This window comes from Stenotrophomonas sp. YJH_SMC_57 (assembly GCF_059369755.1).
The window spans coordinates 213,198-237,413 of record NZ_JCAFSZ010000006.1 but is presented as its reverse complement, the minus strand read 5'-3'; the positions used below and the strand labels follow the sequence as shown (position 1 = coordinate 237,413).

The 24,216-nt window shown below is 66.4% G+C and carries 20 protein-coding genes; 6 read left to right on the top strand and 14 right to left on the bottom strand.

All coding sequences use genetic code 11. The features are described from left to right. Nucleotides 1-5 precede the first annotated feature (5 nt). The 4 genes from AC5P7U_RS10105 to purB form a co-directional block, all read right to left on the bottom strand. Nucleotides 6-2,837: a 2-oxoglutarate dehydrogenase E1 component gene (locus AC5P7U_RS10105; RefSeq protein WP_197565007.1), complete on the bottom strand. Its 2,832-nt coding sequence runs from the start codon at nt 2,835-2,837 to the stop codon at nt 6-8. A 186-nt stretch (nt 2,838-3,023) separates the two neighbouring features. Continuing rightward, nucleotides 3,024-3,920 (bottom strand): GNAT family N-acetyltransferase, encoded by an 897-nt coding sequence (locus AC5P7U_RS10100; RefSeq protein ID WP_197565008.1) that lies wholly within the window; start codon nt 3,918-3,920, stop codon nt 3,024-3,026. Between the two features lie 9 nt (nt 3,921-3,929). Beyond that, on the bottom strand, nt 3,930-5,345 hold the full coding sequence (locus AC5P7U_RS10095; RefSeq protein ID WP_197565009.1) for a cupin domain-containing protein: 1,416 nt from the start codon (nt 5,343-5,345) through the stop codon (nt 3,930-3,932). Between the two features lie 663 nt (nt 5,346-6,008). Next, nucleotides 6,009-7,376 (bottom strand): adenylosuccinate lyase, encoded by a 1,368-nt coding sequence (gene purB, locus AC5P7U_RS10090; protein WP_197564214.1) that lies wholly within the window; start codon nt 7,374-7,376, stop codon nt 6,009-6,011. A 293-nt stretch (nt 7,377-7,669) separates the two neighbouring features. On the opposite strand from purB, the gene AC5P7U_RS10085 reads away from it, so the two are divergent. Then, nucleotides 7,670-9,109: a class II fumarate hydratase gene (locus AC5P7U_RS10085; RefSeq protein WP_006453168.1), complete on the top strand. Its 1,440-nt coding sequence runs from the start codon at nt 7,670-7,672 to the stop codon at nt 9,107-9,109. A 70-nt stretch (nt 9,110-9,179) separates the two neighbouring features. On the opposite strand, the gene AC5P7U_RS10080 is transcribed toward AC5P7U_RS10085, so the two are convergent. The 6 genes from AC5P7U_RS10080 to AC5P7U_RS10055 form a co-directional block, all read right to left on the bottom strand. Beyond that, nucleotides 9,180-9,605 (bottom strand): hypothetical protein, encoded by a 426-nt coding sequence (locus AC5P7U_RS10080; RefSeq protein WP_197564213.1) that lies wholly within the window; start codon nt 9,603-9,605, stop codon nt 9,180-9,182. A 100-nt stretch (nt 9,606-9,705) separates the two neighbouring features. Beyond that, entirely contained in the window at nt 9,706-10,317 is a 612-nt protein-coding gene (locus tag AC5P7U_RS10075) for a YggN family protein (protein ID WP_197564212.1), read from the bottom strand. 29 nt (nt 10,318-10,346) lie between these two features. Beyond that, complete coding sequence (locus AC5P7U_RS10070) at nt 10,347-11,234, bottom strand: DUF4097 family beta strand repeat-containing protein (protein ID WP_006453098.1); 888 nt, start codon at nt 11,232-11,234, stop codon at nt 10,347-10,349. A gap of 25 nt (nt 11,235-11,259) precedes the next feature. Further along, nucleotides 11,260-12,285, bottom strand: coding sequence for an ABC-2 transporter permease (locus AC5P7U_RS10065; RefSeq protein ID WP_006453097.1), 1,026 nt, complete (start codon nt 12,283-12,285; stop codon nt 11,260-11,262). Then, nucleotides 12,282-13,157: an ABC transporter ATP-binding protein gene (locus tag AC5P7U_RS10060; RefSeq protein WP_164086345.1), complete on the bottom strand. Its 876-nt coding sequence runs from the start codon at nt 13,155-13,157 to the stop codon at nt 12,282-12,284. The genes AC5P7U_RS10065 and AC5P7U_RS10060 overlap by 4 nt, the downstream gene beginning before the upstream one ends. Continuing rightward, the gene (locus tag AC5P7U_RS10055) at nt 13,157-13,516 is read right to left on the bottom strand and encodes a GntR family transcriptional regulator (RefSeq protein WP_197564211.1); all 360 of its coding nucleotides are present in this window, start codon (nt 13,514-13,516) and stop codon (nt 13,157-13,159) included. The genes AC5P7U_RS10060 and AC5P7U_RS10055 overlap by 1 nt, the downstream gene beginning before the upstream one ends. A gap of 645 nt (nt 13,517-14,161) precedes the next feature. On the opposite strand from AC5P7U_RS10055, the gene AC5P7U_RS10050 reads away from it, so the two are divergent. The 5 genes from AC5P7U_RS10050 to AC5P7U_RS10030 all read left to right on the top strand — a co-directional run bounded on the left by AC5P7U_RS10050 (nt 14,162) and on the right by AC5P7U_RS10030 (nt 18,092). Then, a complete protein-coding gene (locus tag AC5P7U_RS10050; protein WP_414554705.1) occupies nt 14,162-14,719 on the top strand; it encodes a glutathione peroxidase in 558 nt (185 codons plus the stop codon). Nucleotides 14,720-14,815: 96 nt separating this feature from the next. Further along, nucleotides 14,816-15,793 carry an FKBP-type peptidyl-prolyl cis-trans isomerase gene (locus tag AC5P7U_RS10045; RefSeq protein WP_053450241.1) on the top strand — a complete coding sequence of 326 codons (978 nt, stop codon included), beginning with the start codon at nt 14,816-14,818 and terminating at the stop codon, nt 15,791-15,793. 23 nt (nt 15,794-15,816) lie between these two features. Further along, a complete protein-coding gene (locus tag AC5P7U_RS10040) occupies nt 15,817-17,166 on the top strand; it encodes a nucleotide sugar dehydrogenase (RefSeq protein WP_197564209.1) in 1,350 nt (449 codons plus the stop codon). Further along, the gene (locus tag AC5P7U_RS10035; protein ID WP_005410256.1) at nt 17,159-17,401 is read left to right on the top strand and encodes a SlyX family protein; all 243 of its coding nucleotides are present in this window, start codon (nt 17,159-17,161) and stop codon (nt 17,399-17,401) included. The genes AC5P7U_RS10040 and AC5P7U_RS10035 overlap by 8 nt, the downstream gene beginning before the upstream one ends. 10 nt (nt 17,402-17,411) lie before the next feature. Further along, complete coding sequence (locus tag AC5P7U_RS10030) at nt 17,412-18,092, top strand: DUF2058 domain-containing protein (protein WP_053450239.1); 681 nt, start codon at nt 17,412-17,414, stop codon at nt 18,090-18,092. A gap of 48 nt (nt 18,093-18,140) precedes the next feature. On the opposite strand, the gene AC5P7U_RS10025 is transcribed toward AC5P7U_RS10030, so the two are convergent. The 4 genes from AC5P7U_RS10025 to AC5P7U_RS10010 form a co-directional block, all read right to left on the bottom strand. Continuing rightward, a complete protein-coding gene (locus AC5P7U_RS10025; protein WP_197564208.1) occupies nt 18,141-19,328 on the bottom strand; it encodes an MFS transporter in 1,188 nt (395 codons plus the stop codon). An 86-nt stretch (nt 19,329-19,414) separates the two neighbouring features. Continuing rightward, nucleotides 19,415-22,099, bottom strand: coding sequence for a methionine synthase (gene metH, locus AC5P7U_RS10020; protein WP_197564207.1), 2,685 nt, complete (start codon nt 22,097-22,099; stop codon nt 19,415-19,417). After that, nucleotides 22,096-23,190: a homocysteine S-methyltransferase family protein gene (locus tag AC5P7U_RS10015; RefSeq protein WP_006453030.1), complete on the bottom strand. Its 1,095-nt coding sequence runs from the start codon at nt 23,188-23,190 to the stop codon at nt 22,096-22,098. Before AC5P7U_RS10015 ends, metH begins: the two co-directional genes overlap by 4 nt. A gap of 12 nt (nt 23,191-23,202) precedes the next feature. Then, nucleotides 23,203-24,132 carry an ArsR/SmtB family transcription factor gene (locus AC5P7U_RS10010; protein ID WP_006453029.1) on the bottom strand — a complete coding sequence of 310 codons (930 nt, stop codon included), beginning with the start codon at nt 24,130-24,132 and terminating at the stop codon, nt 23,203-23,205. Between the last annotated feature and the right edge of the window lie 84 nt (nt 24,133-24,216).

The window sequence follows — 24,216 nt, the reverse complement described above, 5'->3', positions numbered from 1 at the left end:
GAGGATTATTCAGCGAACGTGTCGTTGAACGGGTTGACCAGTGCATCGGCGACCAGCTGCTGCTGTTCGCGGACGTGGTCAGCCATGTGACCGGCAGCCGGCGAAGCCGAACGTGCGCGACCGGCGTAGTGCAGGTTCTGGCCATCGGCCAGGCAGAACTGCAGATGGTGGCGGATCTGGTACCACGCACCCTGGTTCTGCGGTTCTTCCTGCGTCCACACCACGTCGGTGGCCTTGCCGTACTTCTTCAGTTCGGCGGCCAGCAGCGCACGCGGGAACGGATACAGCTGCTCCACGCGGATGATCGCCACATCGTCCTGGCCACGCTTGGTCTGGTCTTCCAGCAGGTCGTAGTAGACCTTGCCGGAGCACAGCACCACGCGCTTGACCTTCTTGGCATCGGCATTGGCATCGCCGATCAGGTGCTGGAACTCGCCGTTGGCCAGTTCGTCCAGGGTCGACACGGCCAGCTTGTGGCGCAGCAGCGACTTCGGCGACATCACCACCAGCGGCTTGCGGGTGGTCAGGTGCAGCTGGCGGCGCAGCATGTGGAAGGCCTGTGCCGGGGTCGACGGCACCACCACCAGCATGTTCTCCAGCGCACACAGCTGCAGGAAGCGCTCCAGGCGCGCCGAGCTGTGTTCCGGGCCTTGCCCTTCGTAGCCATGCGGCAGCAGCAGGGTCAGGCCGGAAATGCGGCCCCACTTGGCTTCACCGGCAGCGATGAACTGGTCGATCACCACCTGGGCGCCGTTGGCGAAGTCGCCGAACTGGCCTTCCCAGATGCACAACGTGTTCGGATCGGTGGTGGAGAAGCCGTACTCATAGGCCATCACCGCTTCTTCGCTCAGCAGCGAGTCGATGACGGTGGCCTTTTCCGGAGAATCCACCAGCTGCCGCAGCGGCATGTAGTAGTTGTCGGTCTTCTGGTCGTGCAGGATCGCGTGGCGGTGCGTGAACGTACCGCGGCCGACGTCCTGGCCGACCAGGCGCAGTGCATGGCCTTCGTCGAGCAGGGTGGCGTAGGCCAGGTTCTCGGCAAAGCCCCAGTCGCCCGGGATCTCGCCGGCAGCCATCTTGCGACGGTCGTCGTAGACCTTGGCCACGCGCGAGTGCAGCTGCACTTCGTCCGGCACGGTGTTGATCAGCTTGGCCAGCTCGACCAGCTTGTTCTTCTCGACCTTGGTCGAGACCGGATCGGACAGCTTGCCTTCCAGCAGCTTCGGCCAATCGACGAACAGCGGGCTGCTCGGCGGGGTCTTCTCGACCTTGGCCAGCTCGGTGGTCACTTCACCGGCGTCCAGCTTCTCGCGGTAGGCATCGACCATCGCCTTGCCGGCGCCGGCGGCGATCACGCCCGCCATTTCCAGCTGCTCGGCGTACATCTCGCGGGTGGTGGCGTGCTTGCGGATCACCTGGTACATCAGCGGCTGGGTGATTGCCGGCTCGTCGGCCTCGTTGTGGCCCCAACGGCGGTAGCACATCAGGTCGATCACCACGTCCTTGGCGAACGTCTGGCGGAACTCGAAGGCCAGCTGTGCGGCGAACACCACCGCTTCCGGATCATCGCCGTTCACGTGCAGCACCGGGGCGGCGATCATCTTCGCCACGTCGGTGGCGTAGCGCGTGGAGCGCGTATCCAGCGGGTTGGAGGTGGTGAAGCCGACCTGGTTGTTGACCACGATGTGCACGGTGCCGCCGACGGCGAAGCCGCGCGCCTGCGACATCTGGAACAGCTCCATGACCACGCCCTGGCCGGAGAAGGCCGCGTCGCCGTGGATCAGGATCGGCATGACCTGCTTGCGCGCGGTGTCCTTGCGGCGCTCCTGGCGCGAACGCACGGAACCGGCCACGACCGGGTCGGCGATTTCCAGGTGCGACGGGTTGAACGCCAGCGCCAGGTGCACCGGGCCGCCGTCGGTGGCGACGTCGGCCGAGAAGCCCATGTGGTACTTCACATCGCCGGCCGAAGCGTGCTCGTCGTGCTCGAACTTGCCTTCGAATTCGTCGAACAGCTTGCGCGGGTTCTTGCCCAGGGTGTTGACCAGCACGTTCAGGCGGCCGCGGTGGGCCATGCCGATCACCACGTCCTTGACGCCATCCTTGCCGGCGCTGCGGATGATGGTGTCCATCATCGGGATCAGCGAATCGCCGCCTTCCAGCGAGAAGCGCTTCTGGCCGACGTACTTGGTGTGCAGGTAGCGTTCCAGGCCCTCGGCGGCGGTCAGGCGCTCCAGGGTGCGGCGCTGGGTGTCAGCGTCCAGCTGGTAGTTGCCACCGGCCGCTTCCAGCTTCTTGTAGATCCACTGGCGCTGCTCGACCTCGGAGATGTGCATGAACTCCGCACCGATCGAGCCGGTGTAGGTCGCCTTCAGGCGCGCCAGCAGGTCGCGCAGCTTCATGCGCGGCTGGCCACCGACGCCGCCGGTGCTGAATTCGCTGTTGAGGTCGCCATCGGACAGGCTGTGGAACGGCAGGCCCAGGTCCGGGGTGTTGACCGGCGTGGTCAGGCCCAGCGGGTCCAGGCGGGCGTCCAGATGGCCGCGCGAGCGGTAGGCGGTGATCAGACGACCGACATTGCGCTCACGCTCGTCGCCCGCACCGTTGCCGGTGCCGGCTTTCAGCGCATCCTTGGCCGCGTCCGCAATGTGGGAGATGACGGCCGAGTGCGGAATGTCACCTGCTTCGCGGCCCTTGAAGCCGTCGAAGTAGGTTTTCCATTTGGGATCGACACTATCCGGGGAGACCAGGTACTGCTCGTACAGGTCCTCGACATAGGAGGCGTTGCCGCCGGCGAGTTGCGAAGATTGCGCAAACTGCTTCAGTTGATTGTCCACGATGGAGGGTGTTGATTCGCTTTGTGGGGTATGGCTTCAGAAGGACCCGGCAGGAAGATGAATAGCCCTGCGCGGGCGCGTTCAAACAGCCAAATTGTACCCCCAACCGGACACGAAGGGGCGCCGCCCGAGGCATCGCAGGTCCACCGGTGCCGCTTCCAGACAGGTTGAGGCAGCCCGCTCCGCTCAGAGGCCGAGCGCGCGAAGTTCGCTGCAATCGCGCGAACGGTCCCAGACACGCTGCAATTGCTGCTCGAACGGCTGCGAACGTGCCGGTAGCGCGATGCCGGCCTCGCCGTCGAGGCGGTGGCCGATCAGACGAAAGTAGAAGTCACCGGCATCGTTGAGCATGCACGCCGAGGCCAGCGCACGGTCGATCGGGTCGGAGACCTCGCGGACCTGGATCACGCTGGGCAGGCGCTGGGCCAGCGCCAGCAGGGGCGCTCCGGCCGAGGCGATCGCTGCCGCATCGTGCACGATCACCCGCAGCTGCTTGTCGTGGCGGGCGGTGACGAAACGGCGCAGGGCGGCCTGCACGGGCGGTGCGTCGAGCAGGCCCGGGTCCAGCTGGCGGCTGTGCAGCCACAGTTGGCGACGGGCGCGATGGACGATGGCGGTGGTGATGTCCACCGCTTCGGCGCGGCTGTCGACGGCGCTGGCCACGCCCAGCCGGCGGCGCATCTGCTGGTGACCGATGCCGGCTTCTTCAAACACATCGCCCTCGGGCAGGAAGCCCTGGCGGGCATAGAACGCCCGGGCCGGCAGCTGGGCGTGCAGATGCAGTTCGGCCAGGCCGAGCCGGCGCCCGGCCTCGACCAGGGCCAGCAGCAGGGCCTCACCCACCCCGTGGCTGCGATGGCTGGCCAGCACCGCCATGCGACCGATACGGCCGTCCGGTGCCAGCCGGCCGGTGCCGACCGGCCGGTCTTCAGCGTCCAGCGCCAGCACATGGGCGCTGACCGGGTCCAGCGCATCGCGTTCCAGCTCGGCGGCGATGCCCTGTTCCTGCACGAACACGCGCTGGCGCACGTCGTGGATCGCGACGTGGGCGTCGGCGTGGCTGACCTGCTGGACCCGGATCATCGCGATGGCTCAGGCGCGGTCGTCGTCGCTGTCGTCTTCGTCGTGATCCTCGAAGTTGACGATGACCTCGATGCCGTCGTCATGCACGGTCACGGTGTGGACATCGTCGGACACCGTGTTGTCGTCGATCGCATCCACGCGGTCACGGCCTTCGACCACCTCGCCCAGCACCACGCTGTCCTCGCCGTCGTCCTCGTCTTCGGCGTCATACAGCTCGTTGGGGTCGATCAGCTGGAACACGCCGCCGACCAGCAGCCGCTGGACCACGGCACGGCCCTTGTCGGACAGGCCGCGATAGGCCGCGGCGTCGAGCTGCTCGGCACCGGCCAGGCGCTGCGCGTCCTTCACCGGCAGCGCGAAGTCCTGGCCGCTGACGTACAGGCTGGCACCGCGCTTGGCCCGGCGCCAGGCCAGGCGCGCCCACGGATGGCGCTGCAGCAGCAGGCCCGAAGCCAGGGCCTGGACCACTTCTTCCGCTGCCGGTGCGGCCTGGTGGGCCATCACTTCGCCGGCGGCGCGGTAGGTGGTGATGAAGCGGCCGAACCAGTCGCCCAGCTTGTCCGGGTCGTTCATGCGGATGGCATTGAGCGCGGTGATCACCCGGGCCATCGCCACCGTGTCGATCTCGTTCGGGTCGGCCGGCACCTTCAGGTCGGCATCCTGGTAGCGGATGTTCTCGTCGGCATCGGCGATCAGGGTATCCAGGTAGTCGCTGATCAGCTCGGCCGAGGACGGCGCGCGCATGCCGAACGAGAAGGTCAGGCAGGGGTCTTCAGCCACGCCGTGGTGCGGCACGTTCGGCGGCAGGTACAGCATGTCGCCCGGCGCCAGCACCCAGTCGTGGGTCGGCTTGAACACCTTCAGCAGCTTCAGTTCCACGTCCGGGCGGAAGCCCAGCGGCGGCTGCTTGCCCTTGATCGATTCGCTGGCGTCGATCTGCCAGCGGCGATGGCCATGGGCCTGCAGCAGGAACACGTCGTACTGGTCGACGTGCGCGCCAACTGAGCCACCGGTGGCGGCGAAGCTGATCATCACGTCATCCATGCGCCAGCGCGGCAGGAAGCTGAAATGCTCGATCAGCGCGCGCACGTCCTTGTCCCACTTGTCCACGTCCTGCACCAGCAGGGTCCAGTCGTGGTCGGGCAGGGCGGGGAAGATGTCTTCCTGGAACGGGCCGGTGCGCACGCGCCAGCCATCCTGGGCCTTGTCATGTTCGATCAGGCGCGCCAGCACGCCTTCCTCGCAGGCCAGGCCCGCCAGGTCTTCCGGTTGCACCGGGGTCTGGAAATCCGGGAAGGCGTTGCGGATCAGCAACGGGCGCTTCTGCCAGAAATCGCGCAGGAAGACGGCCGGGGCCATGCCCAGCGGCTGGCCGGGGCGTGCGGTGACTTCGATCAGGGGGGCGGAGGACTTGCGGGCGGCCATGGGGAATCCTTGCAGCAGAAAGCGGGAGGGCGGCACGGCGGGCCGCCTGAGGTCTCCATTGTCCGCCGTTCGCCGGGATTGCGCACGTGCGCGGGTTTGTCGCGGGGGTTCCGGCCAACGGCGGAGCCCCTCGTGGCGGGGGGGGGCACAATCAAAAGCCGCGCGTGGCCGGGCGGGTGGGCTGCGCGGGGGACGCCGTGAACCCATCCCTGGGGGCTTGGCCGCGGCATCCATGCCGCGGACACCCCCGCGCAGCCCACCCGCCCGGCCCCTGACAGTTTCCTGCGCGGCCCGCCACGGAATGGAAGAAGAAAAGCAAAGGCAACAGCGGGTCGCGCGCTGCGCTTGCTCATTCCAAAACAAGAGAGGGACGCGGCGAAGCCGCGTCCCTCTTTCAAAATTCCGTCCCGACAACCCAACGCTCTTCGATCCGTCACCGGGAAACTGTCCGAGGCGGGGCGGGAGGGGCCAGCGGGACCGTAGGCGCCATGGATGGCGCCATCGAGCCCACATGGATGGGTTCACGGCGTGTCCCGCTGGCCCCTCCCGACCCGCCCAGCTAGCAGCAATCCAGAGCCGCCGTTGACGTTGCTGTCGCTGTTGCCGTGGCAGTAAAGGCCTGCCGCAGGCAGCGCCCGCGGCCGCCGCCGCAAAGGAAACCCCTTAGATCTTCTTCGCCAGCGACTCAGCCAGGCCGGTGTAGCTGCCCGGGGTCATCTTCAGCAGACGCTGCTTCGCATCCGCCGGCAGCTCCAGCCCCTGCACGAACGCCCGCATCGACTCGGCGGTGATGCCCTGGCCACGGGTCAGCGCCTTCAGCTGCTCGTACGGGTTCGGCAGGCCGTGGCGACGCATCACCGTCTGCACGGCCTCGGCCAGCACTTCCCACGCCGCATCCAGATCGGCGTCCAGGCGCTGCGGGTTCACTTCCAGCTTGCCCAGGCCCTTGGCCAGCGAATCCAGCGCCACCTGGCTGTGGCCGAACGCGGTGCCCAGTGCACGCAGCACGGTGGAATCGGTCAGGTCACGCTGCCAGCGGCTGATCGGCAGCTTCGCGCTGAAGTGCTCGAACAGCGCGTTGGCGATGCCGAAGTTGCCTTCGGCGTTCTCGAAATCGATCGGATTGACCTTGTGGGGCATCGTCGACGAGCCGACTTCGCCTTCCTTCAGGCGCTGCTTGAAGTAGCCCAGCGAGATGTAGCCCCAGATGTCGCGGGCCAGGTCGATCAGGATGATGTTGGCGCGGCGTGCGGCATCGCCGATCTCGGCGACGTTGTCGTGCGGCTCGATCTGCGTGGTGTACGGGTTGAACACCAGGCCCAGGCTGGTCACGAAGCGCTCGGCGAAGGCCGGCCAGTCCACGTCCGGGTAGCTGGCCACGTGTGCGTTGTAGTTGCCCACCGCGCCGTTGATCTTGCCGGTCAGTTCGACTGCGGCAATCTGCTTGCGCTGGCGTTCCAGGCGGGCGACCACGTTGGCCAGCTCCTTGCCCAGGGTGGTCGGCGAGGCGGTCTGGCCATGGGTGCGCGACAGCATCGGTTGGCCGGCCTGGGCGTGGGCCAGGGTGCGCAGGGTGGCGGCGACGCCGTCCAGGCTCGGCAGCAGCACTTCGCGGCGGGCCTGTTCCAGCATCAGGCCGTAGCTGAGGTTGTTGATGTCCTCGCTGGTGCAGGCGAAGTGCACGAATTCCAGCGCCGGGGCCAGCTCGGCGTCGTCCTTCAGCTGTTCCTTGATGAAGTACTCCACCGCCTTGACGTCATGGTTGGTGGTGCGCTCGATCTCCTTCACGCGCGCGGCCTGGGCCGGGGTGAGGTTGGCGGCGAGGGCGCGCAGGCGGGTGGTGGCCGCCTCGGAGAACGCGGCCAGTTCGACGATGCCCGGCTCGGCGCCCAGGGCCAGCAGCCACTCGACTTCGACCGTGATGCGGGCCTTGATCAGGCCGTACTCGGAGAAGATCGGGCGCAGGGCGTCGACCTTGCCAGCGTAACGGCCATCAAGCGGGGACAGGGCGAGCAGGGCGGAATCGGACATGTCGGCAGGGCGGGGACGAGCGGCGGGGGCCATATTCTACGACGTGCCGGTCAGGTAGTGCCGGGCGCTGGCCGGCGACCACGCCCGGCCAGCGATTCCATGCGCTGCCGGCCAGCGGCCGGCACTACCCTTGCGCGCACGGAACGGCCGCGCAGGCGGAACGATCTGGCCCGCCCTCGTCATCCCACGCTGCAGGCAAGGGAGTATCGTTGTCGCAGCCGCCAGCCCGGGAAGCGACACCCTGCCAGCCGCCGCTTCCCTTTCCCCAACTGAAGTAGTGCGGAGTTGATGCAATGAGCAAAGCTGCAAGCAAGGGTGCCACCCCGGGATTCCGGATCGAACATGACAGCATGGGCGAGCTGCAGGTGCCTGCCGATGCCCTGTGGGGTGCGCAGACCCAGCGTGCCGTACAGAACTTCCCGGTCTCGGGCCAGCGCATGCCGCGTGGTTTCATCCGCGCGCTGGGCCTGGTCAAGGGCGCTGCCGCCGGCGTCAACGCCGAGCTGGGCCACCTGCCCAAGACCGTGGCCAAGGCGATCCAGGTCGCGGCCGCCGAAGTGGCCGCCGGTGACTGGGACGCGCATTTCCCGATCGACGTCTACCAGACCGGTTCGGGCACGTCCTCGAACATGAATGCCAACGAGGTCATCGCCACCCTGGCCAACCGTGCCGGCAAGGCGGGCAAGACCACGGTGCACCCCAACGACCACGTCAACCAGGGGCAGAGCTCCAACGACGTGATCCCGACCGCGCTGCGCGTGTCGGCGGTGCTGGCGGCGCATGAACAGCTGCTGCCGGCGCTGGTGCACCTGCGCAAGACCCTGGACAAGAAGGGTCGCAGCCTGCGCAAGGTGGTCAAGACCGGGCGCACCCACCTGATGGATGCGATGCCGCTGACCTTCGAACAGGAGTTCGGCGCGTGGTCGGCCCAGCTTGCCTCGGCGCAGGAACGCATCGAGGACAGCCTCAAGCGTGTTCGCCGCCTGCCGCTGGGCGGTACCGCGATCGGCACCGGCATCAATGCCGACCCGCGCTTCGGCGCGCAGGTGGCCAAGGCACTGAAGCAGCAGACGTCCTTCAAGTTCGACAGCGCTGAGAACAAGTTCGAGGGCCTGGCCGCGCAGGACGATGCGGTTGAACTGTCCGGCCAGCTCAATGCGCTGGCGGTGGCGCTGATCAAGATCGCCAACGACCTGCGCTGGATGAACGCCGGTCCATTGGCCGGGCTGGGCGAGATCGAACTGCCGGCGTTGCAGCCTGGCAGCTCGATCATGCCGGGCAAGGTCAATCCGGTGATTCCGGAAGCGACGGTGATGGCCTGCGCACAGGTGATCGGCCACCACACCGCGATCACCGTGGCCGGGCAGACCGGCAACTTCCAGCTCAATGTCACCCTGCCGTTGATCGCGGTGAACCTGCTCGATGGCATCGGCCTGCTGGCCAATGTGTCCACGCTGCTGGCCGACAGCGCCATCGCCGGCCTGAAGGTGCGCGAGGACCGTGTGGCCGAGGCGCTGGCGCGCAACCCGATCCTGGTCACCGCGTTGAACCCGATCATCGGCTACGAAAAGGCCGCGGCGATCGCCAAGCGGGCCTACAAGGAACAACGCCCGGTGCTGGACGTGGCGCTGGAGGACAGCGGCCTGGACGAGGCCGAGCTGCGTCGCCTGCTGGACCCGGCCGCGCTGACTGCCGGCGGCATCCAGGCCGGGGGCGGTGGCGCCGGCGGTTGATCGAACGGCGTGCGGACCAAGGTCCGCACCCACCACACGCAGGAACGCCGCCCTTGGGCGGCGTTTTTCTTCAGCGGCGGTCGGCGACAATGTTGCCGAAGGTGTCGGTGTAGTCCTTGAATTCGGGGATGCGCTGGATCAGGTCTGCCGGAATCACCTCCATGCCCTCCGGCGGCTGGATCTTCACCGGCTGCATGTTCGGGTCGGCCGGGGCGGCAACCAGGGTGTTCTGGCGCAGCACCTGCAGCTTGCCGAACATGGTCTGCAGCATCTGCTTCTGCGCGTCGTCCAGCGGGATCTGGATCTCGTCCACCTTCATCGTGCCATCGCCGAGGATGATGATGTTCGGTGCAGGCGGGCGACGCACGGTGACCATGCCTTCGCTGACGGAAATCTTCGGCTTGCCGCGCTCGGCGCGGTGGTTGCGGTAATCCTTGTCACAGCCGGCCAGGCCCAGGCAGAGCAGGGCGGCCAGCAGCAGGAACAACTTCTTCATGGCATTCGGTTCGGGGGCGTCCGGGGCCGCCATTGTAAGCCCGCCAGCGCGGCCCGGCCGACCGTGGAATGCCAGGGGCGGCCGGGTGCGCTGATTTGTCTCACTTCGAGAACGTGACCGAGTTGTTCTTGCCGCAGTCGTCCACGTCGCTCTGGTCCATGGTTGCGTACGGCTTGAACGCCGGCAGTTCACGCGCCAGTGCCTGTTGGCTGGCCAGCATCGCCGGCAGGCGTTCGCAGATGCGCTTGGCCTGGGCCTCGATCTTTGCGGCTTCGGCGTTGATGCGCTTCTCCACGCCTTCGCTGTCGCCGCTGAAGATGCCCTTCAGTGCTTCACCGGCCGCATTGGCCCCCAGCTTGGCGCCGGCCAGGCCGACATCCATGCCGTCCATCGCGATGGCCACAACGTGGCCACGGTATTCCTGCAGGTGGCGGCGCTGGGTGTCATTGGCGGTGATTTCCTTGCCCGCGATCAGCAGGCGGCCATCCGGGGTGATTTCAGCGCGTGGCTGCTGGTCGGCGGAGATCTTGATGTTGCCCTCGATGATCTCCTTATGGGCATCGTCAATGGCTTGCTTGACCGTATCGCCGACACCGCTGGTGGCTTCGGCGACGCTCTTGCCGACGTTCTTGTCGGCTGGGGAGGAAGTGCCACCGCAGGCGATCAGCGGCAGGCACAGCAGGGTGGCGGGCAACAGGCGCGACAGCTTCATGGTGGTCCCCTGGACGTGTCTGGAAGAGGTTACTTGCCGCGCGGCAGGGTGACCCTGCCACTGACGTTGCGGTGCTCGACATCGCCGCTGCCGCTGTGGTCGACGGTCAGGCTGCCGCGCACGCCGTCGACCTGGATGTCGCCCGAACCGTGGCTGCGGACACGCACATCGCCGCCGATGTCGGCCAGGTCGACGCCGCCGGAGCCGACCACGCCGACTTCAACGCTGCCCTGCACGCGCTTGAACTCGATGTCGCCCGAGCCCACGGTGTCCAGCCGGGCATTGCCGCGCACATCGCTGATCTTCAGGTCGCCGGAGCCGACCGTACCGGTGCTGGCGTTACCGCTGATGTTGCGCACGTTGACGTCGCCGGAGCCCAGCGACAGCAGGTTCAGCGAACCACCGCCATCGATGTTGAGGTCGCCCGAGCCCACTGCCGCATGGATGTCGCCGCGGGTGCCGCGGGCCACCGCATCACCGGAGCCGACATCCACGCTGAGCGACTGTGCGTTCTCCACGCTGGCGTCGCCGGAGCCGACCTTGAGCTGCAGCGGCAGGTTGTCCGGCACGCTGCCGCGGATATCCAGCCAGGCGTAGCTGTTGCCGAGGCTGATGCCACTGTTGCGGCCTTCGCGGCGCAGGCTTACCACCAGCTTGTCGCCTTCCTTGCGCTGGTCCAGCACCAGCTGATCAAGCCACTCCTGGCTGGAGGCACAGGCACGACCGTCAAGCTGGCCGCCGCCCTTGCTGGCGACGATCTTCAGGTCATGCTGGTTGACTTCGAACACCACCGCCCGGGCACCGGCCACATCCAGCTTCAACGTGCGCGCAGCAGTGAACTTGCAGTTCGGGGCATCGGCAGCGAGTGCCGACAGCGGCAACAGCAACAACGCGGAACAGGCGAGCAGGGAACGCATGGGTGGTGCCTCCAGGTGGATGGAATCAGATCTCGCCGGCGCGCTTGCGCAGGCGGATGGCGAGGAAGATGAACACTGCTCCGACGGCGGCACCGATCCACAGTTCCGGCATCGCCAGCGATTTCAGCTGTGCTCCCGGACCAAGCAGTGAGGCGATGGACTTCAGGTCGCTGTGCGAATTGTTCACGCCTACGCGGTACACCAGGTCCATGCCCGGAACGGCACCCAGCAGCAGGCGGCCGACGATGTTCTGCCAGAACCAGCCGGTGGTCAGCCCGATCAGCGGCATGACCTTGGTGGTGCTGATGATGACGCCGGCGAACAGTGGCAGCATCACCGCCCACAGGAACGGCTTGGTGCGCGCCCAGGCCGAGCACAACAGCAGCCAGCCGGCGGTGGGCAGCGCCCACAGGGCGTAGACCGGGATCCAGGCCAGGTGGCCGGCGGCCAGGGTCAGCGGGCTGGCCGGACCCCAGATCAGCGTCATCGGGCTGCCGCCGTGGGACAGCGCAACGAGGCTGATCACCAGCATGAAGCCGAACATGGTGATGATGCCGGCGATCACGGCAATCAACGGTGCGATGATCAGTGCACTGATCACCTTGGACAGCACCGTCTGGGTGTCCGACAGCGGCAGCGACTTCCAGAACAGGATGCTGCGGTCGCGACGGTCGTCGTAGAGCGCGCCCAGGCAATAGAAGAACACCACGAAGGCCAGCACCAGGAACGGCCAGGCCGAGCTGAGCACCAGGGTCAGGTCGAGGCCGTTGCCAAGGTCGGCCAGGTCCTTGCCATTGATGTTGCGGGTGAGCAGTGCCAGGTCCAGGCCATTGACGTTGACGCTTTCGCCATCGACATGCAGCCCGCCGCTGCGTGCGGCGCGGTTCAAAGCGAACAGGCCGAAGGCGATGCCGATGCTGCTCATCACCAGCGAGATGAGGCCGGCGATCAGCGGCGCGTAGAGGAAGCCGCCGCGGTTTTCCCAGTACTCGCGCTTGAGCAGCCAGCGGAGGGTACCCAGCGGACTGACGGGGTGGTTGACGGCATTCATGCGTAGGTCCCCTTCATGATGGCGACGAACAGGTCGGCCAGGCCCGGGATGCGGGTCTCGCCAAGGGTCGAAAGCTGGTCGCGTGGTACGCCATCGAACAGCATCACGGTCTTGCCGAACGCCAGGCTGCGCTCGTCGATCGGCTTCAGCGCGCGGGCGGTTTCCAGCTGGTCGGCATTGACCAGCAGCTCGGTGTAGCGCTGGCCGACGTCGTCCATTTCCGCATCGAGCACGATGCGGCCATCGCGGATGAACATCACGTCGCTGAGGATGTGCTCGATCTCTTCCACCTGGTGGGTGGTGACGATGATGGTCTTCTGCTCGTCGAAGTAGTCTTCCAGCAGGCGCTGGTAGAACTCCTTGCGGTACAGGATGTCCAGGCCCAGGGTGGGCTCGTCCAGCACCAGGATGCGGGCATCGATGGCCATCACCAGTGCCAGGTGCAGCTGCACGATCATGCCCTTGGACAGTTCGCGCACGCGCTGCTTGGGCTGCAGCTTGGTGTTGGCCAGGAAGCGCTCGCAGCGGGCGCGGTCGAAGCGCGGGTGGACGCCGGCCACGAAATCGATGGCTTCGCGCACCTTCAGCCAGCGCGGCAGCACCGCGACGTCGGCGATGAAGCAGATGTCGTTCATCAGCTCGTCGCGGTGCAGCCGCGGGTCGCGACCGAGCACATTGAGCTCACCTTCCACCGATGTCAGGCCGAGGATGGCCTTCAACGCGGTGGTCTTGCCCGCGCCGTTGGGGCCGATCAGGCCGACGATGCGTCCGCTCGGAATGCTGAAGCTGGCATTGTCGAGTGCGACCGTGGTCTTGTAGGCCTTGCGCAGGCCTCGGGCGGTGATGACCGATTCGCTTGCAGTGCTATTCATCAGACTTTCCCCTGGGGCAGCAATTGGTCGAGGCTCAGGCCCAGGCGCTGGATGCGCTCCAGCACCGCCGGCCATTCTTCGTTGAGGAAGCGGTCACGCTCGCTGCTGCGCAGCTGCGTGGCCGCCTGCTCGGTCATGAACATGCCCAGGCCGCGGCGCTTCTCGACCAGGCCTTCATCGGCCAGTTCCTGGTAAGCGCGCGAAACGGTGATGGGGTTGAGTTGATAGTCGGCGGCCACCTGGCGCACCGAAGGCAGGGCATCGCCCGGCTTGAGGATTCCGTCGAGCATCATGGCGATCACACGCTCCTTCAACTGACGGTAGATGGGAGCGCCGTCGCTCCACTGGATGTCGCTCATATTCAGCTCCGTGGGGTCAGCGGCTGGGCGAACGAGAAATACGGCATGGACAGGGAGCTGTGCAGCCGACGCGGGGGAGGGGGGGAGGAGTCGGCGTTCCCTGCCGGCGAAGCGGTTGTGTCCTGTGCACTGGCGGAGGGCAGTGCGGTGGCGGGGGAGGCGGGCACGGCCAGCCAGGTCAGCACGAGCAGGGTGGAAACTGCAGTGACCGCAGGCGCGGTGAGCTTGCGATGCATCCGGGTGTTCATGGCTTCCCCCTGTCTCAGGTGACTGGTGTTGTATGCAACTATAACACCGGCACGCCGCCGTGCAAGACCTTGCCGACCCCAACTGATGGCAGGGGTGGTCATATCACCGAAATATTCAATCAAGCTATTGATTATAAAGAAAAATAAATCTGTTGTGCGGCAAGGGCTCGATCTCGCTTCCATTCAGTGATGTCCATGCGATGTCATCACTGCGGTGCGCTCGCAGGCCGGGTCAGGCAAACGCCACGCCGCGCAAAGCCATCCCGGGCCTGCGCCATCAGGGCGGCAGGGGCCCGGTGCTATAGTTCGGCCGATTCCCGGCCGGTAGCGGCCGGGCCCTGTGAATGGCTACCGCGGACTGTTCCTGATGCCCCTGTCGACCGTTTCCCCGCGCCGCATGCGCGGCCTGTCCCTGCTGGCCCTGATCGTGGCCGGTGTTGCTGGTTCGGCCAGTGCCCTGGCGGCCGATCTGCTGGACCTCGAGTACCGGCCACTGGCCAGCAAGCAGCAGGTCAACCTGCAGCAGCGCTACCACGGGCAGGTGCTGTTGGTGGTCAACACCGCCAGCAAATGTGGCTACACGCCGCAGTACGAAGGCCTGGAGGCGCTGCAGAAGCGCTATGCCGGCCGCGGCTTCGCCGTGCTCGGATTCCCGTCCAATGATTTCAAGGGCCAGGAGCCGGGTGACGAAAAGCAGATCCAGGATTTCTGCACGCTGACCTATGGCGTCAAGTTCCCGATGTTCGAGAAGGTGCACGTGGTCGGGGCCGAGGCCACGCCGCTGTACCAGCGGCTGACCGCTGCGACCGGCGTCGCGCCGGGCTGGAACTTCCACAAGTACCTGCTCGGCCGCGATGGCAAGGTCATCGCCCAGTTCGCCAGCAAGGTCACGCCGGACGACCCGCAGCTGACCGCGGCCATCGACAAGGCACTGGCCGCAGCGGCCACGCATTGATATCCGGCACGCATGCCTCGACATCTCCGGCATGCGTGCGACAATGTTTCTTTTCGCGCCGACGTCGGCGCCCAGACACTTCCAGGAATGCAGCGAATGAAGATGGGAATGCGCGGCGCCGCGGCGTCGGTTCTGATTCTGGCGATGGGCACTTCGGGTGTCGCTCTGTCGCAACAACCGGCTGCCCCCGCAGCCGCCAAGGAGACCGCAACCTTGAATTCCCCCAAGCAGAAGCTCGGCTACGCCATCGGCCTGGACGTGGCCAAGTCGTTCACCCCGATTGCCGATGAGATCGACGTTGCCGCCCTGCGTACCGCGGTGGAGCGTTCGTTCGAAGGCCTGCAGCCGCAGATCACCCAGGAACAGGCCAAGGCCACCGATGCTGCCCTGCGCCAGGTGGTGATGGCCCGCAGTGGCCAGCAGGTACCGGGCGTTGCGCCGGGTTCGCAGCCGCCGAAGGTCGATCGCGTCAAGGTGTCGCAGATGATCGGTTCGTACTCGGTCGGTCCGTCGCTGGCGCAGCTGAAGGACGACATCGACGTCGCCTCGCTGTTTGACGCGATCAGCACCGGTCTGAACAAGGGCCAGCCCAAGATGACGGAAGCTGACGCGACCGCCACCATCCAGGCCTTCATGGGCAGCAAGCAGGCTGAAATGCAGGCCAAGGCCGCCGCCGCCGCGCAGACCAACCGCGAAGAAGGCAATGCCTTCCTGGCCAAGAACAAGACCCAGCCGGGCGTGGTGACCACCGCGTCGGGCCTGCAGTACCAGGTCATCCGCCCGGGTAGCGGCGAGCGTCCGCTGCCGAGCAGCAAGGTGCGCGTGAACTACGAAGGCAAGCTGCTCAACGGCACCGTGTTCGACAGCTCCTACGGCCGCCAGCCGGCCGAGTTCGGCCTGGACCAGGTGATCAAGGGCTGGACCGAAGGCGTCGCGCTGATGCCAGTGGGCTCGAAGTACCGCTTCTGGATTCCGGGCAACCTGGCCTACGGCGAGAACGGCACCCCGGGCGGCCCGATCGGCCCGAACGCGACTCTGACGTTCGACGTCGAGCTGCTGGGCGTCCTGCCGTAAGCGACCACGGAGCCTGCACGGACATGCGCGTTGCGATTTTCGGTACCGGTTATGTAGGGCTGGTGACCGGCACCTGCCTGGCCGACGTTGGTCATCAGGTGGTCTGCGTCGACATCGACCAGGCCAAGGTCGATGGCCTCAACCGGGGCATCATCCCGATCTATGAGCCGGGCCTGGAGCCGATGGTGAGGGCCAACCATGCCGCGTCGCGGCTGGCGTTCACCACCGATGCGGCGGCCGCCATCGAGCATGGCCAGGTGGTGTTCATCGCGGTGGGCACCCCGCCGGACGAGGATGGCAGCGCGGACCTGCAGTACGTGCTGGCCGTGGCCCGCACCATCGGCCGGCACATGAGTGTGCCGACCGTGGTGGTCAACAAGTCCACGGTACCGGTCGGCACGGCCGACAAGGTACGTGCCGCCATCGCCGAGGAACTGGCCGCACGTGGCGCGGAGATCACCTTCGACGTGGTGTCCAATCCGGAATTCCTGAAGGAAGGCGACGCGGTCGCCGACTGCATGCGCCCGGATCGCATCATCATCGGTGCGACCAGCGAAGAGTCGGTGGCGGTGATGCGTCGCCTGTATGCGCCGTTCAACCGCAACCACGACCGCGTGGTGGAAATGGACGTGCGTTCGGCCGAGCTGACCAAGTACGCGGCGAACGCGATGCTGGCGACCAAGATTTCGTTCATGAACGAAATCGCCAACATCGCCGAACGCGTCGGTGCCGACGTCGAACAGGTCCGCCAGGGCATCGGTTCGGACCCGCGCATCGGCTGGCACTTCATCTACCCGGGCGCCGGTTATGGCGGCTCGTGCTTCCCGAAGGACGTGCAGGCGCTGGCCCGCACCGCCCAGCAGCATGGCCTGGAGCCGAAGCTGCTGAACGCGGTGGAGGCGGTCAACGAATCGCAGAAGGGGCATCTGTTCGCCCTCATCCAGCGTCACTACGACAAGGGTGAGGACGAAGGCGTGCGCGGCAAGACCTTCGCCGTGTGGGGCCTGGCGTTCAAGCCGAACACCGACGACATGCGCGAAGCCTCCAGCCGCCGCCTGCTGGCGCAGCTTTGGGAAGGGGGCGCCACCGTGCGTGCCTACGACCCTGAAGCCATGCATGAATCGCAGCGGATCTTCGGCGAGCGCGATGACCTGGTGTTCTGCAACAGTGCCGATGACGCGCTGCAGGGGGCCGACGCGCTGGTCGTGGTAACCGAGTGGAAGCAGTTCCGCAGCCCCGATTTCCAGAAGCTGCGCGAGCAGCTGAAGGACGCGGCGGTATTCGATGGGCGCAACCTGTACGAGCCGGCTGAAGTGGAAGCGGCAGGCCTGGCCTACTACGGCATCGGCCGGGGGCGCTCGCTGCATGTCTGATCTGCTGCCAACCGAACGCGAGCAGGCGCTGGAAGCGCGCCTGGTCGAGCTGGAAATGCGCGTGTCCTTCCAGGAACAGGCGCTGGCCGAACTGAGCGATGCGCTGGCCGATGCCCGCATGCAGGGCATGCGCAACGCCGATGTGTTGCGCGTGCTGCTGGAAGACCTGGGCAAGGTCCGCAACGCACTGAACTCTTCCGATCCGGCGAGCGAACCGCCGCCGCCGCACTACTGATCCGAACCCTATGAGCGATACCCTCCGCGACCAGCTGATGGGTCTGGGCTTCAAGCCCGCCCCCAAGCCCGAGCGCAAGAATGATGGCCCCCGCCGCGATGGCCGCCCGCAGGGCAAGGGTGGCAATGGCAATGGAAAGCCGCAGGGCGCCGGCAAGGGCGAACACAAGCCCGGCGAGCGTCGTGGCCATGGCCATGGCGGCGCCGGCAAGCCCGGCCCGTCGCGTGGCCCCGGCCAGCAAGGCCCGCGCAAGCCGCGCAGCGCCGAAGAGATGGACCTGGCCAAGGCCTACGCCATCCGTGCGCAGAAGGAAAAGGAAGAGCGCATCGAGACCGAGCGCCTGAAGCAGGAAGAAGCACGCGTCCGCCGCGAGGCGAAGGCCAAGCTGGAAGAACTGCTGAAGGACAAGAGCCTCAATGCCGAAGCGGCGGACATTGCCCGCCACTTCCCGTATGGCGGCAAGATCAAGCGCATCTACGTGACGGCCGAACAGCTGACCGCGCTCAATGCCGGTGAGCTGGGCGTGGTGCAGCTCAATGGCCGTTACCTGCTGGTGACCGCCGAGGTGCTGGCACAGTCCGAAGCGGTGTTCGCCGCGTCGGTTGCGCTGAAGGTCGATCCGAATGCGCCGGCCGAGGAAGATCCGTACGCGGATCCGCAGTACCAGGTGCCGGACGACCTGGTCTGGTAAGCGGAACTGCAGGATGAGGAAAACGCCGGGCATTGCCCGGCGTTTTCGTTATCGGGTGTGCACGGCGCTGCGACGCGCACGGATCAGCGGCATGCTCAGTGCGAAGAAGCACAGCAGCGCACCGACCAGGGCGAAACCACTGCCGGCCAGGAATGCAGTGCGACCATCGTCGATCTTCCACAGCTGGCCGGCGATGAGCGCGCCCAGCACGCCGCCGACACCGGACGAGAAGCCGTACAGCAGGCCCTGCCCATGGCCATTGAGGCGGCCGGGGAAGTAGGTCGCCAGCATCTGCATCGCGGCCGCGAAGAAGGCAGCAAAGCCCAGCGCGTGTGCGCTCTGCGCGACCAGCATCACCGGCAGGTTTTCCGGGAACAGCGCGGTGACGGCCCAGCGCAGGCAGGAACTGACCAGTGCGATCAGCAGCATCCAGCTGGCGTCGTAGCGGCGGAAGAAGCGGCCGATGGTGAAGAACACGCCGACTTCGAACACCACGCCGACGGTCCACAACAGGCCGAGCGTGGACGTGCGGTAGCCGTGATGGTCCATGTAGACCGAGAAAAACGTGTAGTACGGGCCGAATGACAGCTGCTCCATGAACGCGGCCAGGAAGAACGCCAGCACCGGCGGGCGCCGCACGATCTGCCAGAAGCCGCTGGCGTCCCCCTCGGCCTTGCCGATGCCGCGCGCGTACTGGTTGCTGAAGGCCGACGCCACCAGCAGGACGAACAGCGGCAGCATCATCCAGGGCAGCAGCCCGGCGCGGCTGGCCGAGCCGTCACCTTCGATCAGCCAGCCGAACAGGGTGACGATGGCGATGAAACCGAGCGATCCCCAGACCCGGATCAGTCCGTAGCGATGGCTGTCGCTGCCGAGGTGGGTGAGAGTGATCGATTCGAACTGCGGCATCACCGCGTTGTAGAAGAAGCAGAACACCACCATCGCCGGGTACATCCACGGCTGTGGCAAGGACAGCAGGAAGGCGGCAAAGCTGAGCAGGGTCAGTACACAGCCGATGCGCAGCAGGCGGATCGGTCGTGGCGAAGCCGCTGCCAATGAGGTCCAGGTGCTGGGCGCGACCACGCGGGTGGCGTACCACAGCCCCATCATCACGCTGATCGCAGTCACGCTCATGCCGCGCGCGGTCAGGAACAGGCTCCAGTACGGAGTGAACGCGCCGAGCGCCGCGTAGTAGAACAGGTAGAAGCTGGAGAGGCGGGCAACGGGAACGGTCATCGCGGAATGATGAAGCAAAAAGGGAACGGAGGGGATCAAGTCGTTTGCGGCACAAGCGACTTGATCCCCTCCGTCCCCTTTGTGTGTCATTCGGGGTCGTAGTCGAGGTTGGAGGCCAGCCAGCGTTCGGCCTGGGCGCGGTCCACGCCCTTGCGCCGGGCGTAGTCGCCGACCTGTTCGCGGCTGAGCCGTCCGACCACGAAGTACTGGCTCTGCGGATGGCTGAAGTAGTAACCCGAGACAGCGGCCGTGGGCAGCATCGCGAAGCTCTCGGTCAGTTCCATTCCGGCATTGGCCTCGGCCTGCAACAGGTCGAACAAGCGGCGTTTTTCGCTGTGCTCCGGGCAGGCTGGATAGCCCGGTGCGGGACGGATGCCGCGGTACTGCTCGTCGATCAGGGCTTCGTTGTCCAGCGTCTCGGCGCGCTCATGGCCCCAGAACTCGGTACGCACGCGCTGATGCAGGCGCTCGGCCAGCGCCTCGGCGAAGCGGTCGGCGAGAGCCTTCAGCAGGATCGCGTTGTAGTCGTCATGCTCGGCCTCGAAGCGCGCGACGTGCGCGTCGATGCCGATACCGGCGGTGACCGCGAACGCGCCGATCCAGTCCTGCTTGCCGCTGTCGGCCGGGGCAATGAAATCGGCCAGGCAGAAGTCCGGTCGCTCGGCTGGCTTGTCCACCTGCTGGCGCAGGAAGTGCAGGGTGGTTTCGCCCTGCGGGTGCTGCACGCGCACGTCGTCGCCGATGCTGTTGGCCGGCCACAGCCCGAACACCGCCTTGGCGGTCAGCCACTTCTCATCGACGATGCGGGTGAGCATCGCGCGGGCGTCCTGGTACAGGTCGCTGGCCTGGGCGCCGACGATCTCGTCGGTGAGGATGGCCGGGAACTTGCCGGCCAGCTCCCACGCCTGGAAGAACGGGGTCCAGTCGATGTAGTCGACCAGCTCCGCGAGCGGATAGTCGTCGAACACATGCAGCCCGGGCTGGTTGGGCGCGGGCGGCGTGTAGGTGTCCCAGTCGCCCTGGAACTTCTGCCCGCGTGCATGTTCCAGCGAAACCAGGCGCTTGGCATCGCCGCGGTTGCGGTGGCGCGCGCGGATCTCGGCATAGTCGGCCTCGTTGGCGGCGACGAATGCGTCGCGCAGGTCGCGCGAAATCAGCGACTGCGCCACACCGACCGCGCGCGAGGCGTCCTTCACCCAGATCGTGGGGGCCTGGTAGTGCGGGTCGATCTTCAGCGCGGTGTGCGCGCGGGAGGTGGTCGCGCCGCCAATCAGCAACGGAAGGTCGAAGCCCTGGCGCTGCATCTCGCGTGCGACGTGGCTCATTTCTTCAAGCGATGGGGTGATCAGCCCGGACAGGCCGATGATGTCGGCATGATGCTCGCGCGCGGCATCGAGGATCTTCTGCGCCGGTACCATCACGCCCAGATCGATCACCTCGAAATTGTTGCAGGCCAGGACCACGCCGACGATGTTCTTGCCGATGTCGTGCACGTCGCCTTTCACCGTGGCCATGATGATGCGGCCATTGCTCTTGGCCGAATCGCCGCTGCGTGACTTCTCGGCCTCGATGTAAGGCAGCAGGTAAGCCACCGCTTTCTTCATCACGCGTGCGGACTTCACCACCTGCGGCAGGAACATCTTGCCGGCACCGAACAGGTCGCCGACGATGTTCATGCCATCCATCAGCGGCCCTTCGATCACGTCCAGCGGTCGGCTGGAGGCCTGGCGGGCCAGCTCGGTGTCTTCTTCGACGTACGCATCCAGGCCGTGCACCAGCGCATGCGCCAGGCGCTGCGCCACCGGCTTCTCGCGCCAGCCGAGGTCTTCAGTTTTCGCCGCGCCCTTCCTGCCCTTGTAGCGCTCGGCGATCTCCAGCAGGCGTTCGGTGGCGTCACTGCGGCGGTTGAGGATCACGTCCTCGACGCGCTCGCGCAGCTCCGGCTCCAGCTCATCGTAGATCGGCATCGCACCGGCGTTGACGATGCCCATGTCCATGCCGGCGGCAATCGCGTGGTACAGGAACACCGAATGGATCGCCTGGCGTACCGTCTCGTTGCCACGGAACGAGAAGGACACGTTGGAGACGCCGCCGGAGACATGGCAGTGCGGCAGCGTCTGCTTGATGATGCGGGTGGCTTCGATGAAGTCCACCGCGTAGTTGTCGTGCTCTTCGATGCCGGTGGCGACGGCGAAGATGTTCGGGTCGAAGATGATGTCCTGCGGCGGGAAGCCGATCTCGTCGACCAGGATGCGGTAGGCGCGGGTACAGATCTCGACCTTGCGCGCGCAGGTATCGGCCTGGCCGCTTTCGTCGAAGGCCATCACCACTGCGGCGGCGCCGTAGCGAAGCACCTTGCGTGCGTGCTCGCGGAACTGCGCCTCGCCTTCCTTCAGGGAGATCGAATTGACCACGCTCTTGCCCTGCAGGCACTTCAACCCGGCCTCGATCACGCTCCACTTGGACGAGTCGACCATCACCGGAATACGCGCGATGTCCGGCTCGGACATGATCAGGTTTAGGTAGCGGGTCATCGCCGCTTCCGAATCGATCAGGCCCTCGTCCATGTTGACGTCGAGGATCTGCGCGCCGCTGGCCACCTGCTGGCGGGCCACATCGACGGCTTCCTCGTAGCGGCCTTCCTTGATCAGCTTGCGGAACTGGGCGCTGCCGGTGACGTTGGTGCGCTCACCGACGTTGATGAACAGCAGGTCCGGGGTGATGACCAGCGGTTCCAGGCCGGACAGGCGGGTATACGACTGCGTGCTCATGCGGCCTGCTGCTCCTGGTTGCCGGGCAGGGCGCGCGGCGGCAGGCCGGCCACAGCCTCGGCAATGGCGCGGATGTGGTCGGGGGTGGAGCCGCAGCAGCCACCGACCAGGTTCAACAGGCCATCCTCGGCGAAGCCACGCAGGGTGGCCGCCATCTCTTCGGGCGTTTCGTCGTACTCGCCGAAGGCATTGGGCAGGCCGGCATTGGGGTGGGCGCTGACATGGCACTCGGCAACCTGCGAAAGGGTTTCCACGTGCGGTCGCATCGCAGCGGCGCCCAATGCGCAGTTCAGCCCGATCGACAGCGGTCGCGCATGCGCCAGCGACGCGTGGAAGGCCTCGGCGGTCTGCCCGGACAGGGTGCGTCCCGATGCATCGGTGATGGTGCCGGAGATCATCACCGGCAGGCGTGCGCCACGTGCATCGAAGGCTTCTTCCAGTGCGTACAGCGCGGCCTTGGCATTGAGCGTGTCGAAGATGGTCTCGACCATCAGCGTATCGGCGCCCCCGTCGATCAGTCCCTCGATGGCTTCGCGGTAGGTGTCGCGCAGTTCGTCGAAGCTGGTGTTGCGAAAGCCCGGGTCGTTGACGTCGGGGCTGATCGAAGCGGTACGGCTGGTCGGGCCGATCACCCCGATGACGAAGCGTGGCTTGTCCGGCGTGGTGGCTTCGACTGCATCGCAGCACGCGCGTGCCACTGCGGCCCCCGCCTTGTTCAGCTCGTACACCAGGTGTTGCAGGTGATAGTCGGCCTGGCTGACCGAAGTTGCGTTGAACGTATTGGTCTCGACCAGGTCCGCACCGGCTTCGAGGTAGGCCGTGTGGATGTCGGCGATGACCTGGGGCCGGGTCAGCAGCAGCAGGTCGTTGTTGCCCTTCAAGTCATGGCCTTCCGGCACGCCGTGGTCGCAGCCGGGGCCATGGGCATGGTCGTAGCCACCCGCGAAACGCTCGCCACGGTAATCGTTCTCCTGCAGGCCGTGGCGCTGGATCATCGTGCCCATCGCACCGTCGATGATCAGGATCCGCTCGCGCAGCGCGTCAAGCAGGGCATTGGCACGATCAGGATGCAACCAGGGCAGGGCGGACATGCGGTCTCCAGCTCAGGGCTTGTTGGCGATCAGCGAAATCACTTCGAAGTGTGGCGGACGCTTCTCGCGGGTGACTGTTTCCAGGCTGGACACCTGCAGGCCGGCCTTGTCGACGAATTTGCGCAGCTCCTTGTCGCTGAAGCCGAGGTTGACGTGGCCGTAGGCCTCCACCGCCGCCTTGTGCTCGTGGCGGGCCAGGCTGCACAGCAGCAGGCGGCCGCCGGAGCGCAGCACGCGTGCGGCCTCGGTCACCGCCTGTGCCGGTTTGCTGGCGTAGGTCAGCGCATGCATCAGCACCACCAGGTCGAAGCTGCCGTCCTTGAACGGCAGGGCATGCATGTCGCCCTCGCGCACTTCCACGTTGGGCAGGCGGCGCAGGCGCTCACTGGCCGCGGCGACCACGCGTGCGCTGGTGTCGATGCAGATGTAGCGCTTGGCGTGGGGGGCGACGAGTTCGGCCAGTACGCCGTCACCGGACGCGATATCCAGTACGTCGCCGGTCTCCAGCAGCGGCAGCGCGGTCCGGGCCAGTGCCTCCCAGGTGCGTCCCGGGGAGTAGTGGCGTTCCATGTCGCCGGCCACGCTGTCGGCCCAGTTCTGGTCGGCGGCGCGGTGGGCCAGCACCGCAGCCACCCGTTCGGCATCCTGGCGCAGCAGCGGGTCATCGCTTCCGTTGCTCAAGGCGTGCCACAATGCGCGCTGCGCCGGATCCAGCTGGGCCTCGTCGAAGCGGTAGTAGGCCGACACGCCCGCGCGGCGGTCGCGGACCAGGCCGGCTTCCTTCAGGCGTGCCAGGTGCGTGGACACGCGCGGCTGCGCCAGGCGGGTGATCGCCGACAGCTCGGCCACGGTCAGCTCTTCCTGCTCCAGCAGCGCCAGCAGGCGCACGCGGGTCGCATCAGCGAACACCTTCAGGCGGGTCGACCAGTCTTCAAGATCCATAAATATCTACCTATCGCGATATAGAGATATATTCGCTGAGTGAGCCTGCCGCGGTCAAGTCGCTGGCGTACGGAAGCCGTCGCG